Origin of the sequence: Nannocystis sp. RBIL2 (assembly GCF_026626745.1) — a bacterium.
Classification (GTDB): Bacteria; Myxococcota_A; Polyangia; order Nannocystales; family Nannocystaceae; genus Nannocystis.
Map to the genome: position 1 here is coordinate 4160790 of NZ_JAPNJW010000002.1, position 17479 is coordinate 4178268.

A 17479-nucleotide genomic window follows, 5' to 3' on the forward strand; every position below is an offset into this window, starting at 1 on the left:
AGCGCAACCGGGCGGCCCGCGCCACGCGGCCCCGCGCCGACACACCATTGCGCGTCGACGGTCGTCACCGCCGAGAGCCGACGTGCATCCCTCACCCTCGAATCATTCTCCGCCCCTCCGATCGGGGACTGGCCCCCCGCACGATGCCCCGGGGGGCCCGCCCCGCGTCGTGGTCGCCCGAACCGACGAAACGGGGGACCCGCCGACGGTGCGACCGTGCCGGCTCGCCGCGCCCGCCGCGATCGTGCCAGTCGCGATAGTCGGGCGGCCGCCGCGCGCATTCGCAGACGCCATGCCCGATTCATCGTGACAGCAAACGCCGACTGCGGACGATCGTCTGGACATTCGACCGGGCTGGTAGCCCGGGCGCACTGTCACGATTCTCTCGAGAATCACCGCAGCGCGCCGAGCGGCGCGCCGCGGTGAATCGCGGCACTCTCGGCTCACACGCGTCCGGAGAAGAACGCGGTGCAGCCGACGGTGTGGAGCTCGTAGCGGGAGAAGCTGCGCTTCAGGGCGGTTTCGAGGCCGGCGAGCGTGTCCCAGCGATTCGACATCGCGCCGGAGCGTTGATACACGTCGAGGGCCAGCCGCGCGAAGAAGTGCTTCATGCTCAGGTCGTAGAGCAGCGTCGAGCCGAACACCACCCCGCCGGGGTTCAGGCACCCCTTCAGGTTCTCGAACACGGTGACCGCCTTGTCCTCGATGAGGCCCGGCAGGCAGTGCAGGAGGTAGCTGATGCCGATCGAGTCGAATTTCTCGGGGATCCGCAGCGGCTTGAGGATGTTGCGGCGATACAGGGTGACGTCGCTGTAACGGCGGATCCGCTCACGCACGAACACCAGGGTGTTGGGGTTGAGGTCGACCAGCGCGATATGGGGGGACACCCCGGGGAAACGGCAATGATCGAGGAAGTACCCCGACCCGACGCCCGCGTCCAGATGACGGTCGCTGACGTGCGCGTCGTAGTGCTCCACCATGCGCGCCGTCGGGCAGCGCCACAACAGGTTGTTGTTGAGGTTCAGGACCAAAAAGTCGTAGCGCGGCAGGAACGAGCGGGTGTACGCCGCCTGTCCGGCCTCCGTGGCCATATCGAGAGTCTCGGCGACGTCCGAATCGATCGCGTGTTCCAAATGTACCTCCATCGGCGGTGTGGTTATCAGTGGCATTCAACCAAGTCAAGCGCACGATCGGCGATGCGAGCATGTCGTTTTAAAGCCCCACGATGTTGCGTCGCATCGCGCGAATTAAGGCCTTGCTGGTGGTTCTTGCCTGTGTATATTCCACCCCCGCCGCGCACACCATTACCGCGTGGCACGCGCCAGCGCGCAAATAAACACTGGATGCTGTATGGACTTTCAATGGTCGGATTCGCAAGACGAGCTGTATCGCCGGGCGCTGGAGCTCGCGCAGCGGCACTTCGCCGGCGCCAGCCGCGTCTGGGCCGATCACGCTTTTGACCGCACCCATTGGGACATTTGCGCCGAGTTCGGGCTGATGGGGCTGTGCGTCCCCGAGGCGTACGGCGGGCTCGGACTGGACGCGCTGACCACCGCCCGCGTGGTCGAGGCATTCGGGCGCGGCTGCGAGGACACCGGCCTGGTCTTCTCCGCGGCGGCCCACCTGTTCGCGGCGGCGATGCCGATCGTCGAATATGGCGACGAGGCGCTGAAGGCGGCGCTGCTGCCCGCGCTGGCGCGCGGCGCGGCGATCGGCGCCAACGCCATCACCGAGGGCGAGGCCGGCTCCGACGCGTTCGCCCTGCGCACCGAGGCGCGCCGCGACGGGGAATTCTACGTACTCGACGGAGCGAAGAGCTACGTCAGCAACGGCCCGGTCGCCGACGAATTCGTCGTCTACGCGACGATGAACCGCAAGCACGGCTACCTCGGCATCACCGCATTCGTCGTCGCGCGCGACACGCCCGGGCTGCGCCTCGGCGAGCCGCTGGCGAAGATGGGCCTCAAGAGCTCACCCGCCTGCTCGCTCTACCTCGAAGGCTGCCGCGTCCCCGCCGCCCGCCGGCTCGGCCGCGAGGGCCAGGGCGGCGCGGTCTTCCAGGCCTCCATGCAATGGGAGCGCTCGTGCCTGTTCGCCGGCTACGTCGGCATGCTCGAGCGCCAGCTCGCTCAGGCCGTCGAGTACGCGCGCACCCGCCGACAGGGCGGCAAGCCGATCGGCAAGCACCAGGCAGTCGCGCACCGCCTGGCCGAGATGAAGCTGCGGCTCGAGTCGGCCCGCCTCCTTCTCTATCGCGCCTGCTGGCTGCGCGACCGCGGCGAGCCGGCCGTCGCCGAGGTCTCCATGGCGAAGCTGGCGATCAGCGAGGCGGCCCGCCTGTCGAGCCTCGACGCCATCCAGATCCACGGCGGGATCGGCTTCGCCGCCGATTACAACGTCGAACACATGCTGCGCGACAGCATCCCGGCGACCCTGTTCTCGGGCACGTCGGAGATCCAGCGCGACCTGATCGCGCGTGAAATGGGGCTGTGACGATGCTGCTCGCCGACCTCGTGATCCAATCGGCCCGCCGCGACGCGACCTCGAGTGCAGTGATCGGCCCGGACGGCACACTGACCTACGGCGAGCTCGACGCCCTCGCCAATCGCCTGGCCCGCGCGCTGGGGCGCCGCGGCGTGACCGCCGGCGACCGCGTCGGCCTGTGGCTCGAGAAGGGCGGTCGCGGGGTCGCCGCGATGCAGGCCTGCCTGCGCCTCGGCGCGGTCTATGTCCCGCTCGACCCGCTGAGCCCCGCGCCGCGCATCGCCGGCATCCTCACCGATTGCGAGATGCGCTGCGTCGTGACCACCGAGGCCCGCCGGGCCGCGCTGGCCGCCGCCGGCGCGCCGCCCGAGCTCGCGGTGCTGCACGTCGACACCGACTGGGACGAGGTGCTGCGCGAGTCCGCCGATTCGCTGCCGCCGCCGACTCGCGGGCCGGACGACCTGGCCTACATCCTCTATACGTCCGGCTCGACCGGCCGCCCCAAGGGCGTGTGCATCAGCCACCGCAACGCCCTCGCCTTCGTCGAATGGGCGACCGGGGCGATCGCCGCCGCTGCCTGCGATCGATTCGCCAATCACGCCCCGTTCCACTTCGACCTCTCGGTGCTCGACCTCTACGTCGCCTTCCTCGCCGGCGGCGCGGTCGCGCTGGTGCCCGAGGGCCTCTCGTACGCCCCGCGGCGACTGGTCGAATTCATCCAGAGTCACCGGATCAGCGTGTGGTATTCGGTGCCGTCGGCGCTCGCGCTGATGATGGAAGAGGGGGCCCTCGATGCCGCCGCCGCGCCGACGCTGCGGACGATCCTGTTCGCCGGCGAGCCGTTCCCGGTCAAGCCGCTGCGGCGACTGCGGCGCGGCTTCCCCGACGCGCGCCTGTTCAACCTCTACGGCCCGACCGAGACCAATGTCTGCACCTTCTACGAGGTCACGACTCTGGCCGACGATCGCAGCGCGCCGGTCCCGATCGGCCGCGCCTGCTCGGGCGACGAGGTGTGGGCAGTCCGCACCGACGGCGAGCGCGCCGGCCCGGGCGAGGAGGGCGAGCTCCTGGTCGCCGGCCCGACGGTGATGCTCGGCTATTGGGGGCAGCCGCCCCAGCGCGGGCCGTACGCCACCGGCGACATCGTCCGCGCCGACGACGACGGCGAATACACGTACGTCGGCCGCCGCGATCACATGGTGAAGATCCGCGGCCACCGCGTCGAGCTCGGCGACATCGAGGCCGCCCTGCTGCAGCACCCCGACATCCGCGAGGTCGCGGTCGCGGTGCGCGGCGTCGGCATCGACGCCCGGCTGCACGCCTTCGTCGTCGTCGCCCCGCCGGCCGAGCTGACGCTGCTCGGCCTCAAGCGCCACTGCGCCGAGCGACTGCCCCGATACATGATCCTCGATGATTTCACGCCGATCGCCGCCTTGCCGCGGACCGGCAACGGCAAGGTCGACCGCCTCGCGCTGGCGCGGCTCGCGGCGGCCTCGTCTCCTCCACCCAAAGAGCAGCCATGAGCACGTCCGACGCTATCGAACAAGCCCTCAAACAGTACGTCGCCCGCGAGATCCTCGACGGCAAGGACATCGGCCTCGACGCCGACACGCCGCTGCTCGAGTGGGGCGTCATCAATTCATTGGAGATCGCGCGGCTCCTCGGGTTCGTGCGCGAGCAATTCGGCGTGGTCGTGCCGCTCGAATCGGTGACCGCCGAGCACTTCAAGGACCTGCGCGCGCTGACCGCATTGGTGGCCTCGCTGAAGGGCTGACCCGGGCCTCGCCTGGTCGCCGCAGTCGCACCGCCGCAATCGCGGCGGGGCCGGAGATTCTTTTTGTCTGCAGTGGAGCGAATCGTCAATGTCGAACGTGGATTTTGATATCGGGATCATCGGCGGCGGGCCGGCCGGGTCGGCCACCGCCTCGTACTTGTCGCGCGCGGGCCTCAAGTGCGTCGTCTTCGAGCGCGAGCTGTTCCCGCGGCCGCACGTGGGCGAGAGCCTGGTGCCGGCGGCGACGCGGGTGTTCAAGGAGATCGGCTTCCTCGAAACGCTCGAGAAGGCCGGCTTCCCCAAGAAGTACGGCGCGGCCTGGACGTCGGCCGACCGCGCGCCGGTCTACGCCATGCAGTTCGAGGGCCTGTCGGCCGATTGTCACGTCGACATCCGCTTCGACGAGCGCGAGCAGGCCGGCGTCGACCGTAATCACACCTTCCACGTCGACCGGGCCAAGTTCGACCTGATGCTGCTGCAGCACGCGCACCAGCTCGGCGCCGAGGTCTACGAGGGCGTGCGCGTGCGCGGCGTCGACCTGTCCGACCCGACCCAGCCCACGGTCCACTTCAAGCTCGGCCAGCAGGACATCCGCACCCGCGTGCGCATGGTGATCGACGCCAGCGGCCGCCACACCCTGCTCGGCAACCAGCTGAAGCTCAAGGTGGTCGATCCGGTCTTCAACCAATACGCGCTGCACGCCTGGTTCGAGGGCTACGACCGCACCCGCCTGTCCCACGGCCGCGGCCAGCCCGAGTACATCTTCATCCACTTCCTGCCGCTGACCAACACCTGGGTGTGGCAGATCCCGATCACCGAGACAGTCACCAGCATCGGCGTCGTCACGCAGAAGTCGAACTTCGCCAAGAGCCGGCAGGACCGCGAGCAGTTCTTCTGGGAGTGCCTGCAGAGCCGCCCCGAGCTGTACGAGGGCCTGCGCGCGGCCCAGCAGGTCACGCCGCTCAAGGACGAGGGCGACTACAGCTACGCGATGCGGGAGATCTGCGGCGACGGCTTCGCCCTCGTCGGCGACGCCGCGCGCTTCGTCGACCCGATCTTCTCGAGCGGCGTCAGCATCGCCCTCAACAGCGGCCGCCTGATCTCGCACGACATCCTCGCCGCCGCCGAGCACGGCGACTTCCGCCACGAACGGTTCCGCACCTTCGAGACGCTGATGCGCCGCGGCACCCGCAACTGGTACAACTTCATCAACCTCTACTACCGCCTCAACGTGCTGTTCACCGCGTTCGTGCAGGACCCGCGGCACCGCATCGACGTGCTCAAGCTGCTGCAGGGCGACATGTACGACGAGGACGAGCCGGCCGTGCTGGCCGAGATGCGGCGGATCGTCCGCGAGGTCGAGCGCAACGATCAGCACATCTGGCACAAGTACCTCGGCTCGCTGACGTCATCGACGTTCTCCGAGGCGTTCTGAGCCGGCGCGGGGACTTATCATGGCCACGCCCGTCCTCGAGCCCGTCGCCGTCGTCGGCATCGGCTGCCGCTTCCCCGGCGCCGCCGACCCCGCCGCTTACTGGTCGCTGCTGCGCGCCGGTCGTCACGCCATCGGCGACGTCCCGCCGTCGCGCTGGGACGCCGCCGCGCTGTACGACGCCGACCCGCAGCGACCCGGGCGCACCCTGTGCCGCAGCGGCGGCTTTTTGCCGGCGGTCGACGGCGTCGACTGGCGGGCCCTGCGGCTGTCCCCGCGCGAGGCGAAGGCCATCGACCCGCAGCACCGCCTCCTGCTCGAGGTCGCCTGGGAGGCGCTGGAGGACGCCGGCCTCCCGCTCGAGGCCGTCGCCGGCAGCCGCACCGGCGTGTTCGTCGGCGCGACCTGGAACGACTACGCGCGCATGCAGTCGCGCGACCGCGACCGCCTCGACGGCTACGCCGCCGCCGGCACGCCGATGGCCTTCGCGGCCAACCGTATCTCCTACACCTTCGACCTGCGCGGCCCGAGCGTCGCCCTCGACGCCACCTGCTCCGCCTCGCTGGTCGCGCTGCACCAGGCCTGCCAGAGCCTGTGGAGCGGCGACTGCACGCTCGCCCTGGCCGGCGGGGTCAACCTGATCCTCGCGCCCGACAGCGCGATCATCATGTCCAAGGCCGGCGTGCTGTCGGCCCAGGGCCGCTGCCGGGCGCTCGACGCCGACGGCGACGGGTTCGTCCGCGGCGAGGGTGCCGGCCTCGTGGCGCTCAAGCTGCGCTCGCAGCTCACTGCCAGCGATCGCGTGTACGCCTACGTCCGCGGGGTCGCGATCAACCACAACGGCCGCGGCCCGTGGATCATGGCCCCGCGCGCCGAGGCCCAGACCGCGGCGATCCACGACGCCCTCGCGCGCGCGGCCGTCGACCCGGCCGACATCGACTACGTCGAGCTGCACGGCACCGGTTTTCCGCAAGGCGACGCCACCGAGACCGCCGCGCTGGGGGCGGTCCTCGGCGGCGCGACACGCTCGCGGCCGTGCGCCGTCGGCTCGGTCAAGACCAACCTCGGCAACCTCGAGCCGGCCGCCGGGATCGCCAGCGTCATCAAGGTGTGCCTCGCGCTGCACCACGGCGAGCTGCCGCCGACGCTGCACCTCGAGCGGGTCAACCCCGCGATCGACCTCGCCGGCCTCGGCCTCGCCGCGCAGACGGAGCTGACGCCGTGGCCGCAGCGCGAGCGGCCGCGCCTGGCCGCCGTGACCACGACGTCCTTCAGCGGCGTCAACGCCCACGCGGTGCTCGCGGGGGCTGAACCAAGTGCGGACCTGCCGGTGTCGCGCGGCCCGCTGCCGCTGCCGCTGTCGGCCCGCGACCCGCGGGCGCTGCGTTCCCACGTCGCCGCGATGCTCGACGTCCTCCGCGGCCTCGATCGCGACGACCTCGCCGCGCTGCGCGACGTCTGCTTCACCGCCGCGGTCCTGCGCAGCCACCACACCCATCGCGTCGCCGTGGTCGGCGACTCGGCCCCCGCCCTGGCCGACGCGCTCGAGCGCTGGCTCGCCGATGCGAGCTCCGCTCCCGCGAGCGATCCGCAGTGCGCCGCCTACGTCGCCGGCCAGACGATCGACTGGCGCGCAGTCGTCCCGGCCGGCCGCTGCGTCTCGCTGCCGACCTACCCGTGGCAGCGCGAGCGCATGTGGCTCGAGTGGCTCACCGAGCCGCCGCTTCTGGACGCTGAATCAGAAATTTCGGAGAAAATTGATTCTCCGGCCACCACCACCGCCGATCCCATCACCCCCGATTTGGCCGCCGGCACCTTGCTCGCCACCCTGCGCGACGTCCCGCCCGGCCTGCGCCGCGCTCGCTTGCAGCGCCACGTCGAGCAGGCCCTGCGTGCCGCGCTCGAGCTGCCCGACGACCTCGCCATCGCTCCGCACGCGCGCCTGTTCGACCTCGGCGTCAGCTCGCTGACCGCGCTCGCCCTGCGGACCCGCTTCCAGCGCGAGCTCGCCTGCGAGCTCTCGCCCACCTTGTTGTTCGATCACCCGAGCCTCGACGGCCTCGCCGAGCGCCTGCTCGCCGCCGCCTTCCCCGCCGCGGTCACCGACGCCCCGGTCGACGCCCGCGCCCGCGAGGTCGCCGCGCTCACCGAGGTCGAGGCCGAGGCCGAGCTGGCCCGCCGGCTCGAGCACCTCCGGAGGTACTTGCCATGACCACGCCCGAGCTGTCCCCGCTCAAGCAGGCCCTCCTCGCGCTCGAGCGGCTGCAGGCCCGCGTCGACGAGCTCGAACGCGGTCGCAGCGAGCCTGTCGCCATCGTCGGCGTCGGCTGCCGCTTGCCCGCCGGCATCGACGACCCGGACGCGCTGTGGCAGTTGCTCCGCGCCGGCGGCACCACCCGCGTCGAGGTCCCGGCCGAGCGCTGGGACATCGCCGCCCACCACGATCCCGACCCGACCGCCCCGGGCAAGGTCGCCAGCCGCTACGGCCACTTCCTGCGCGACGTCGCCGGCTTCGACGCCGCCTTCTTCGGCGTCTCGCCGCGCGAGGCGGAGCGCATCGACCCGCAGCACCGCCTGCTCGCCGAGGTCGCCTGGGAGGCGCTCGAGGACGCCGGCGTCGCCACCGCGGCGCTGGCCGGCACGCGCACCGGCGTGTTCGCCGGCATCATGAGCAGCGAGTACGGCAAGCTGCTGGCCGACGGCGACCCGGCCGCGATCGACACCTACTGGCTGACCGGCAACGAGATGTCGTTCGCGCCGGGCCGGATCGCCTACCTGCTCGGCCTCCAGGGCCCGTGCCTGGCGATCGACACCGCCTGCTCCTCCTCTCTGGTGGCGGTGCATCAGGCCTGCCGCAGCCTGCGGGCCGGCGAGTGCGACCTGGCCCTCGCCGGCGGCGTCAGCCTGGTGATCACGCCCGAGCTGACGATCGCCCTGTCGAAGTCGCGGGTGATGGCGGCCGACGGCCTGTGCAAGACCTTCGACGCCGGCGCCGACGGCCTCGGCCGCGGCGAGGGGGCGGCGATGATCGTGCTTCGCCGCCTCGCCGACGCCGAGCGCGACGGCGACCGGATCGTCGCGGTCATCCGCGGCTCGGCGATCAACCACGACGGCGCCAGCGGCGGGCTCACCGTCCCGAGCGGCGCGGCCCAGGAGGCCCTGATCCGCGCCGCCCTCGTCGACGCCGGCGTCGAGCCGCGCCAGGTCGGCTACCACGAGGCCCACGGCACCGGCACCGAGCTCGGCGATCTCATCGAGACGCGGGCGATCGCCGCCGCCCTCGGCCCCGGCCGCGACGCCACCGCCCCGCTGCGGCTCGGCGCGCTCAAGGCCAACATCGGCCACCTCGACGCCGCCGCCGGGATCGCCGGCCTGGTCAAGGCCGCGCTGGTGCTGGCGCGGCGCGAGTTCCCGCCGCACCCGACGCTGCAGCACCGCAATCGACATGTCCCGTGGGACAGCCACGCGATGAGCGTGCCGACGTCGCCGACCGCGTGGCCCGACGACGGCCGGCCGCGGATCGCCGGCGTCAGCGCGTTCGGCCTCAGCGGCATCAACGCCCACGTCGTGCTCGCCGAGCCGCCCGCGTCGGAGCTCCCCGCGAGCGCCGACCCGCGGGCCCAGCTGCTCGTCGTCTCGGCCCGCAGCCCCGAGGCCCTGAAGGCCCTGGCGCGCGCCTTCACCGACCTGCTGCAGGCCGAAGGCGCCCCGCCGCTGGCCGCAGTCGCGGCAGCCGCGGCCCGCCGCCGCGATCATCACGAGCACCGCCTCGCGGTCGTCGGCGCCACTCACCACGACGTCGCCGAGCGCCTGCGCGGCTTCGCCGACGACCCCGCCCACGCCGACTGCCAGGCCGCCCGCGCCCGCCCGCGCGCCCGCTCGCGGATCGTGTTCGTGTTCCCCGGCCAGGGCTCGCAGTGGCTCGGCATGGGCCGCCAGCTGCTCGCCGAGGAGCCGGTGTTCCGCGCCGCCCTGGCCGAGGTCGACGTCGCGGTGCGCCGCTTCACCGGCTGGTCGCCGTCGCAGGTGCTCGCCGGCGATCCCGACGCGCCGCCGCTGACGACGATCGACGTCGTCCAGCCGACCCTGTTCGCGGTGTCGGTCGCGCTCGCGGCCCTGTGGCGCGCCTGGGGTATCGAGCCGGACGTGGTCGTCGGCCACAGCATGGGCGAGGTCGCGGCCGCCTGCGTCTCCGGGGCGCTCTCTCTCGACGACGCGGCCCAGGTGATCTGCGAGCGCAGCCGCCTGATGCGCCGCCTCGGCGGTCAGGGAGCCATGGCCGCGGTCGAGCTCGCGGCCGCCGACGTCGCTATCGCCCTCGCCCGCCACGGCGGCCGCGTCACCATCGCCGCGCTCAACGGCCCGCGCTCGACCGTGATCGCCGGCGACCCGGCCGCGATCGACGTCCTGCTCGCCGAGTGGCAGGCGCGCGAGGTGTTCTGCCGGCGCGTCAAGGTCGACGTCGCCTCGCACAGCCCGATGGTCGACCCGCTGCGCGACGACCTGCTGCGCGCCCTCGCCGGCATCCGCCCGCGCGCCGGCGCGGTCCCGCTGCACTCGACAGTCACGGGCGAGCGGATCCACGGCGCCGAGCTCGACCCCGCCTATTGGTGGAAGAACCTGCGCGACCCGGTCCGCTTCGCCCCGGTGATCGAGCGCCTCCTCGGCGACGGCCACGACGTCCTGCTCGAGGTCAGCCCGCACCCGGTCGTGCTGCCGTTCCTCTCGGCGATGGCGGCCGAGGCTCACGCGCGCGAGCCCGGCGACGGCCCGGCCCTGGCGCTGGCGAGCCTGCGCCGCGAGCAGGACGAGCGCGCCGCGCTGCTGGCCGGCCTGGCGACCCTGCACGTCCACGGCCACCCGCTCGCGTGGGCCCGCCTGTGGCCGGGCAAGGCCCCGCACGTGGCCCTGCCGCGCTACCCGTGGCAGCGCCAGCGCCACTGGCTGCCGACCACGCGCCGACGCCCGCGCGCCGACGAGGCCCGCCGCGAGCACCCGCTGCTCGGCTCCCGCTTCGCCGCCTCGGTCGCCACGCCGACGCAGTTCTGGCAGACCGACCTCGCCGCCGACGACCCGCCCTGGCTGGCCGACCACAAGGTCCAGGGCGCGACGGTGCTGCCGGGCGCCGCGACCCTCGAGATGGCGCTGACCGTCGCCGAGCTGTCCCTCGGGACAGGACCCTGGCAGCTCGCCGACGTCGGATTCTCCACCGCGCTGGTGCTCGCCGACGATCCGCGCCAGGTCCAGGTCGCGGTCACGACGGAAGCCGACGCCGCCACCATCCAGCTCGCCAGCCGCACCGGCGACGCCGCGTGGACGATCCACGCCACCGCCCGCGCGACCCGCTGCGACGCGACCTCTCCCATCATTCGCGACCTCGCGGAGATCCGCGCCCGCTGCCGCGAGTCGCTGACCGGCGACGCCTTTTATAAAAAACTCAATCAACAAGGCCTCGAGTACGGCCCGGCCTTCCGCGGCGTGCAGTCGCTCGTCCACGGCCCCGGCGAGGCGCTGGCCGAGCTGCGCTTGCCGCCCGCGCTGGCAGCCACTGCCGAGCGCCACCGGATCCACCCGGCCCTCCTCGACGCCGGCCTGCACACGATCCTCGCCGCCTTGCCCGACTGTCTGCGCGCGACAGGCCCGGCCCTGCCGATCGCCGCCGAGCATGTCCGCCTGCACACCCGCCCCGGCGCCACTCTGACCAGCCACGTCCGCCTGCGCCCGGGCGCCGGCGAATTCGCGACCGCCGACATCGAGCTGCTGGACGCGCGCGGCGCAGTGATCGCCGAGATCGTCGGCCTCCGCGTCCAGCGCCTCGAAGCCAAAGTTCAACCAGCCGCCTTCGCAGTCACCTGGGAGCCGACCGAGCCCGCCAAGCCCAGCGACGACATCGCCGCGAGCTGGATCGTCGTCGGCGACCCCGACGACCTCGCCCCGCTGACCGCCGCGCTCGTGCAGCGAAACCAGCGGATCACCGCAATCGCCCTCGATCGCCTCCATCACGACCTCGGCCCCGCCCTCGCCGGCGATGCTCCGCGAGGCGTGGTCTGCATGATCCCGCAGCGCGCCAGCGACCTCGGCGAACGCGGCTGGCTCGGCGCCCTCGAAATCATCAAAACCATCGTCGGTCGCGACGCAGCGCCGCGGCTGTGGCTCGTCACGCGCCAGGCCCACGACGTCGGCGGCGAATCCATCGAGGTCGATGCGTCGGCCGCGATGGCCTGGGGCCTCGGGCGCACCGTCGCCTACGAGCACCCCGAGCTCCGCTGCACCCGCGTCGACGTCCTCGCCGATCCCTCGGCCTTCGCCCAGCTCGCCGGCGAGCTGCTCGCAGGGCGCGACGACGACGAGGTCGCCCTGCGCCCGGACGGCCGTCGGATCGCCCGCATCGTCCCGCGCCCGCTGCCCCCGCCCGCAGCCTTCCCCGTCCGCCCCGACGCCACCTACTTGCTCACCGGCGGCCTCGGCGGCCTCGGCCTCGAGGCCGCGCGCTGGCTGGTGCAGGCGGGCGCGCGCCACCTCGTCCTCGTCGGCCGCAGCGGCGTCACGAGCGACGCTCAGATCGCGGCGATCGCCGGGCTCGCCGAGGCCGGCGCGCAGGTCGTGGTCGAGCGGGCCGACATCGCCGAGCCGGCCGAGCTCGCGCGCGTCCTGAGCTCCGTGCAACTGCAAGGACCACCGCTCGCCGGCATCGTCCACGCGGCCGGAGTCCTCCACGACGGCCTCGTCGTCGACCAGGACCGCGAGCGCCTGCGCAGCGTGTTCGCGCCGAAGGTCCGCGGCGCCTGGAACCTCCACCAGGCCACGCGCGACCTCCCGCTCGACTTCTTCGTCCTCTACTCCTCGGCCTCCTCGCTGTTCGGCTCGCCGGGCCAGGCCAACTACGCCGCCGCCAACGCCTTCGTCGACGCCCTCGCGGTCCAGCGCCGCGCGGCCGGCCTGCCGGCCCTGGCGATCCACTGGGGCGCCTTCGCCGACGTCGGCCTCGCCGCAGCGCGAGCCGATCGCGGCGCTCGCCTGGCCGAGCGCGGCATGGCCTCGCTCGACCCCGCCAGCAGCGGTCCCTTGCTCGGTCGCCTGCTCGCCGCCGGCGAGCTGCAGCTCGGCGTCGCCGCCTTCGACCCCGCGCGCTGGCTCGAGTACCACCCGCAGATCGCTCGCAGCGGCCTGTTCGCGCGCCTGCGCGAGCAGATCGCCGCCACCGACGCGGCCCCCGATCTGCAGGCCGCGCTGACGACCGCGACGCCGCCCGAGCGCGCGCGCCTGTGCGAGCAGTTCCTGCGCGATCAGGTCGCCCAGGTGCTGCGCCTGTCGCCGACGCAGATCGATCACGACGCCCCGCTGAAGCACCACGGGGTCGACTCGCTGATGGCGATCGAGCTGAAGAACCGGGTCCACGCGCGGCTCGGCGTCCGGCTGCCGGTGGTGTCGTTCCTGCAGGGGACGACGCTGCGCCAGCTCGGTCGCGAGCTCGGCGAGCGATGGACCGAAGAGCGCCTCGTCGAGGCGATGCGCGACCGCGGCGACGCTGCCGGGGCCGCCGACGAATGGGAAGTGACCCGCTTATGAACGTGACACAGCTCCTCAACGAACTGGCGCAGCAGAACATCCGCATCGCGGCCGACGGCGACGACCTCACAGTGCGGGCGCCTCGGGGCGCGCTGACCCCGTGGCTGCGCGAGCAGCTGCTGCAGCACAAGCCCGCGATCCTGGCCCTGCTGCGCCGCGACGTCCGGGCCGATGCCCAGCCCGCCGTCCCCCGCGTCACCCCCGACCTCGCCGCGCGCCATGAGCCGTTCCCGCTGACCGACATCCAGCAGGCCTACTGGGTCGGCCGCATGTCGGAGTTCGACCAGGGCGACGTCTCGATCCACTTTTACGTCGAGGTCGACGGCAGGAGCCTCGACCTGCCGCGCCTCGAGGCCGCGTGGAACCGCATGGTGCGGCGCCACGACATGCTGCACTCGGTCGTCGCCGCCGACGGCCGCCAGCGGATCCTCGAGCAGGTCCCCGACTATCGATTCATCGTCGCCGACCTGCGCGAGGTCGCAGACGTCGACGCCGCCCTGGCCGCAGTCCGCGACGAGCTCTCGCACCAGGTGCTGCCGAACGACCGCTGGCCGGCCTTCGAGATCCGCGCCTCCCTCCTGCCGGGCGGCGTCACGCGCCTGCACCTCAGCGTCGACCTCGTCAACATGGACGGCGGCAGCCTCATGCTGCTGCTCGACGAGTGGACCCGCTCCTACTTCGACGCGAACACGTCGCTCGAGCCGCTCGAGCTGAGCTACCGCGACTACGTGCTCGCCGAGCTCGAGATGCAGAAGTCGCCGGCCTACCAGCAGTCGCTCGCCTACTGGAAGCAGCGCGTCCCGCAGCTGCCGCCCGCGCCCGAGCTGGTGACCGCCGGCGGCCCGCGCGGCCGCACCCGCTTCGTCCACAAGACCGCCAAGGTCGAGCGCGCCGCGTGGGAGCGGCTCAAGGCCGCCGCGACCGCCCGCGACCTGACCGTGTCGTCGGTGCTCGCGGCCGCCTACGCCGAGGTCCTGGCCGCGTGGGGCAAGGGCCCCGACTTCACCCTCAACGTCACCCTGTTCAACCGCCTGCCGGTCCACCCGCAGGTCGACGCGATCCTCGGCGACTTCACCTCGATGATCCTGCTCGGCGTCGAGGGCTCGGCCCACGCCGACTTCGAGGCGCGCGCGCGGGCGATCCAGCAGCAGCTGTGGCACGACCTCGAGCACCACGAGGTCAGCGGCATCGAGGTCCTGCGCGAGCTGGCGCGGGTCCGCCAGCAGTACGCCGGCGCGATCATGCCGATCGTCTTCACCAACATGCTGAACCTCGGCGCCAAGGGGTTCGCGCCGCTGTACACCGCGCTCGAGCGGCTCGGCAGCGTCGAGTTCATCCTCACCCAGACCCCGCAGGTGTGGCTCGACTACCAGGTCCACGAGGACGCCGAGGGCCTGCGCCTGACCTGGGACGCCGTCGAGGGCCTGTTCCCGCCCGGCATGGTCGACGACATGCTGGCCGCCCACTGCCGCCTGCTGCGCCGCCTCGCCGACGACGAGCAGGCCTGGCGCGGCCCGCTGCTCCTGACGCCACCTGACCAATTGGCCAGCCACGACGCCGCCAACCGCACCGAGGCGGCGATCCCCGACGTCCTGCTGCACCGCCTGTTCGAGGCCCAGGTCCCGCGCCGCCCTGACCACCCCGCGGTGATCGCCGGCGGCCGCACCCTCACCTACGCCGAGCTGCACCGCCGCGCCTGCCAGGTCGGCAACCGCCTGCGCGCGCTCGGGGCAGTGCCCGACGCCCTGGTGGCGATCGTGATGGAGAAGGGCTGGGAGCAGGTCGTCGCCGCGCTCGGCATCCACATGGCCGGCGCCGCCTACGTCCCGATCGACCCCGCCGTCCCGCCGGCGCGCCTGCACTGGCTGCTCGCGCACGCCGAGGTCAAGCTGGTGCTGACTCAGTCGCACCTCGACGCTCGCCTCTCCTGGCCCGCCGACGTGCAGCGCCTGCGGATCGACGGCGACGACTTCACCCGCGAGGACGACGCCCCGCTGGCCCCGGCGCAGCGCCCGGGCGACCTCGCCTACGTGCTCTACACCTCCGGCTCGACCGGTCAGCCCAAGGGCGTGATGATCGAGCAGCGCAGCGTCGTGAACCGCATGCTCGACGTCAACCTGCGCGCCGGCGTCGGCCCCGACGACCGCTGCCTCGCGCTGACCGCCCTGCACCACGACCTCTCGGTGTGGGACATCTTCGGCGTGCTCGCGGCCGGGGCCACCATCGTCGTGCCCGACGCCGCCGCGGTGCGCGACCCGGCCCACTGGACCGCGCTGATGCGGCGCGAGCGGGTCAGCCTGTGGAACTCGGTGCCCGCCTTCCTCGAGATGCTCGTCGAGCACCTGGGGCACAGCCCCGGCGACGTCCCCGAGGCCCTGCGGTGGGTCATCCTCGCCGGCGACTGGATCCCCGTCGGCCTGCCCGACCGCCTGCGCGCCCACCTCCCGCGCGTCGACATGATCGCCTCCGGCGGCCCGACCGAGACCACGATCTGGGACATCTGGTACCCGATCGGCGCAGTCGACCCGGCCTGGCGCAGCATCCCCTACGGCCGCCCGCTGACCAACAGCCGCTACCACGTGCTCGACGCGACCCTGCGCCCATGCCCGACCTGGGTCCCGGGCGAGCTCTGGATCGGCGGCGCCGGCCTGGCCCGCGGCTACTGGCGCGACGAGGCCCGCACCGCCGCCGCCTTCGTGGTCCACCCCGTCACTGGCGAGCGCCTCTATCGCAGCGGCGACCTCGGGCGGTGGTTGCCCGACGGCAACATCGAGTTCCTCGGCCGCGCCGACAACCAGGTCAAGGTCGGCGGCGTGCGCATCGAGCTCGAGGAGATCGAGGCCGAGCTCGGGCGTCACCCGCAGGTCCGCGCCTGCGCAGTGATCGCCAAGGGCGAGCCGGGCGGCGCGCGTCACCTCGTCGCCTTCGTCGTACCGGACGAGACCGACGCCCGACCCGAGCCCGACGACGCCCCCCGCCCGCAGGGCGCCGACCCGTCGCTCGACGACCCTGCCGCCAAGCTCGAGTTCAAGCTGCGCCACCACGAGCTGCGCAGCGACCTCGCCGGTCGCCCCGCGGTCGCTTTGCCCGCGCCGGACGCCGACCCCCTGTCCGCCCTCGTCGCCGCCCGCCGCAGCCACCGCGGCTTCCGCCCCGAGCCGGTCCCGCTGGCCGCCCTCGCCGGTCTCCTCGCCGGCCTGCGCGCCCACCGAGACGGCGACCTGACCCGCCGCGGCTACCCCTCTGCCGGCAGCCTCTACCCTGTCCAGGTGTACATGTTCGTAAAGCCAGGTCGGATCGACGGCCTGGACGGCGGCGCCTATCACTACGACCCGGTCGAGCACCGCCTCGTACGCCTCGGCGACGACCTCCCCGACGCCGGCGTCCACGCCCCCGTCAACCGCCCCGCCTTCACCGCGGCCGCCTTCTCGCTGCTCCTCGTCGGCCAGCGGCGGGCCATCGAGCCGCTCTACGGCTCCCAGGCCCACGACTTCTGCCTGCTCGAGGCCGGCTACGCCAGCCAGCTCCTCATGCTCGCCGCCGCCCAGCACGGCCTCGGCCTGTGCCCGATTGGCGGCCTCGACGACGCCGCCCTCCGCGGCCCGCTCGGCCTCGACGACGGCCACGTCGTCCTCCACAGCCACGTCGGCGGCCTGCCCGACGTCCAGGCCGCCTCGCCCCCGCCGGCCGGCCCGCTCGGCCCCACCGGCCTGCGCGCCTGGCTGCGCACGCGCCTGCCCGAGGCCCTGGTCCCTGCGACCTACGTCCTCGTCGACGCCCTGCCGCGCACCGCCAACGGCAAGCTCGATCGCAAGGCCCTCGCCGCCCGCAGCGTCACCGACGCCAGCGCCCCCGCGCCGGCCGCCAGCGGCCTCGCGGAGCGCGTCGCCGCCATCGTCGCCGATGTCCTGAAGGTCGATCGCCTCGAGCGCGATCAGAACTTCTTCGAGCTCGGCGCGACCTCGGTCCACCTGGTGCGGATCGCCGGCCGCCTGCGCACCGAGCTCGGCTGCCAGGTCACTGTCACGACCCTGTTCCGCGCCGCCACGGTGCGCGTGCTGGCGGGCCAGCTCGAGCTCGGCGCCGCCGAGGAGGCCGCGACCCAGATCCAGCAACAGGCCCAGACCCGCGTCGAGGCCCGCCTGGCCGCGCGAGGCCGCCGCGGCCGCGGAGGCGACCATGCCTGACGCGCGACGCCGGGCCCACGCTCGCCACGACCA

Annotated in this window: 8 protein-coding genes; 7 read left to right on the top strand and 1 reads right to left on the bottom strand. The window is 73.1% G+C overall.

Annotated features, from left to right (window positions below; all coding sequences use genetic code 11):
* Positions 1-443 precede the first annotated feature (443 nt).
* A complete protein-coding gene (locus OV090_RS41495) occupies positions 444-1091 on the bottom strand; it encodes a class I SAM-dependent methyltransferase (protein ID WP_267710416.1) in 648 nt (215 codons plus the stop codon).
* 259 nt (positions 1092-1350) lie between these two features.
* On the opposite strand from OV090_RS41495, the gene OV090_RS41500 reads away from it, so the two are divergent.
* From OV090_RS41500 to OV090_RS41530, 7 genes are all read left to right on the top strand, one after another.
* The gene (locus OV090_RS41500) at positions 1351-2493 is read left to right on the top strand and encodes an acyl-CoA dehydrogenase family protein (protein ID WP_267710417.1); all 1143 of its coding nucleotides are present in this window, start codon (positions 1351-1353) and stop codon (positions 2491-2493) included.
* Positions 2494-2495: 2 nt separating this feature from the next.
* On the top strand, positions 2496-4007 hold the full coding sequence (locus OV090_RS41505; protein WP_267712124.1) for an amino acid adenylation domain-containing protein: 1512 nt from the start codon (positions 2496-2498) through the stop codon (positions 4005-4007).
* Positions 4004-4258, top strand: a complete 255-nt coding sequence (locus OV090_RS41510) for an acyl carrier protein (RefSeq protein WP_267710418.1) — start codon at positions 4004-4006, stop codon at positions 4256-4258. Before OV090_RS41505 ends, OV090_RS41510 begins: the two co-directional genes overlap by 4 nt.
* Positions 4259-4346: 88 nt before the next feature.
* Entirely contained in the window at positions 4347-5693 is a 1347-nt protein-coding gene (locus OV090_RS41515) for an NAD(P)/FAD-dependent oxidoreductase (protein WP_276604817.1), read from the top strand.
* A gap of 19 nt (positions 5694-5712) precedes the next feature.
* Positions 5713-7902: a beta-ketoacyl synthase N-terminal-like domain-containing protein gene (locus tag OV090_RS41520; protein WP_267710420.1), complete on the top strand. Its 2190-nt coding sequence runs from the start codon at positions 5713-5715 to the stop codon at positions 7900-7902.
* Positions 7899-13259, top strand: a complete 5361-nt coding sequence (locus OV090_RS41525; protein WP_267710421.1) for a type I polyketide synthase — start codon at positions 7899-7901, stop codon at positions 13257-13259. The genes OV090_RS41520 and OV090_RS41525 overlap by 4 nt, the downstream gene beginning before the upstream one ends.
* Complete coding sequence (locus tag OV090_RS41530; RefSeq protein ID WP_267710422.1) at positions 13256-17446, top strand: amino acid adenylation domain-containing protein; 4191 nt, start codon at positions 13256-13258, stop codon at positions 17444-17446. Before OV090_RS41525 ends, OV090_RS41530 begins: the two co-directional genes overlap by 4 nt.
* The last annotated feature ends 33 nt before the right edge of the window (positions 17447-17479 follow it).

Excerpts from the sequence above, each read along its gene's own strand:
- OV090_RS41495 (WP_267710416.1), bottom strand. The coding sequence starts at position 1,091 with ATGGCCACGGAGGCCGGACAGGCGGCGTACACCCGCTCGTTCCTGCCG.
- OV090_RS41500 (WP_267710417.1), top strand. The coding sequence starts at position 1,351 with ATGGACTTTCAATGGTCGGATTCGCAAGACGAGCTGTATCGCCGGGCG.
- OV090_RS41505 (WP_267712124.1), top strand. The coding sequence starts at position 2,496 with ATGCTGCTCGCCGACCTCGTGATCCAATCGGCCCGCCGCGACGCGACC.
- OV090_RS41510 (WP_267710418.1), top strand. The coding sequence starts at position 4,004 with ATGAGCACGTCCGACGCTATCGAACAAGCCCTCAAACAGTACGTCGCC.
- OV090_RS41515 (WP_276604817.1), top strand. The coding sequence starts at position 4,347 with ATGTCGAACGTGGATTTTGATATCGGGATCATCGGCGGCGGGCCGGCC.
- OV090_RS41520 (WP_267710420.1), top strand. The coding sequence starts at position 5,713 with ATGGCCACGCCCGTCCTCGAGCCCGTCGCCGTCGTCGGCATCGGCTGC.
- OV090_RS41525 (WP_267710421.1), top strand. The coding sequence starts at position 7,899 with ATGACCACGCCCGAGCTGTCCCCGCTCAAGCAGGCCCTCCTCGCGCTC.
- OV090_RS41530 (WP_267710422.1), top strand. The coding sequence starts at position 13,256 with ATGAACGTGACACAGCTCCTCAACGAACTGGCGCAGCAGAACATCCGC.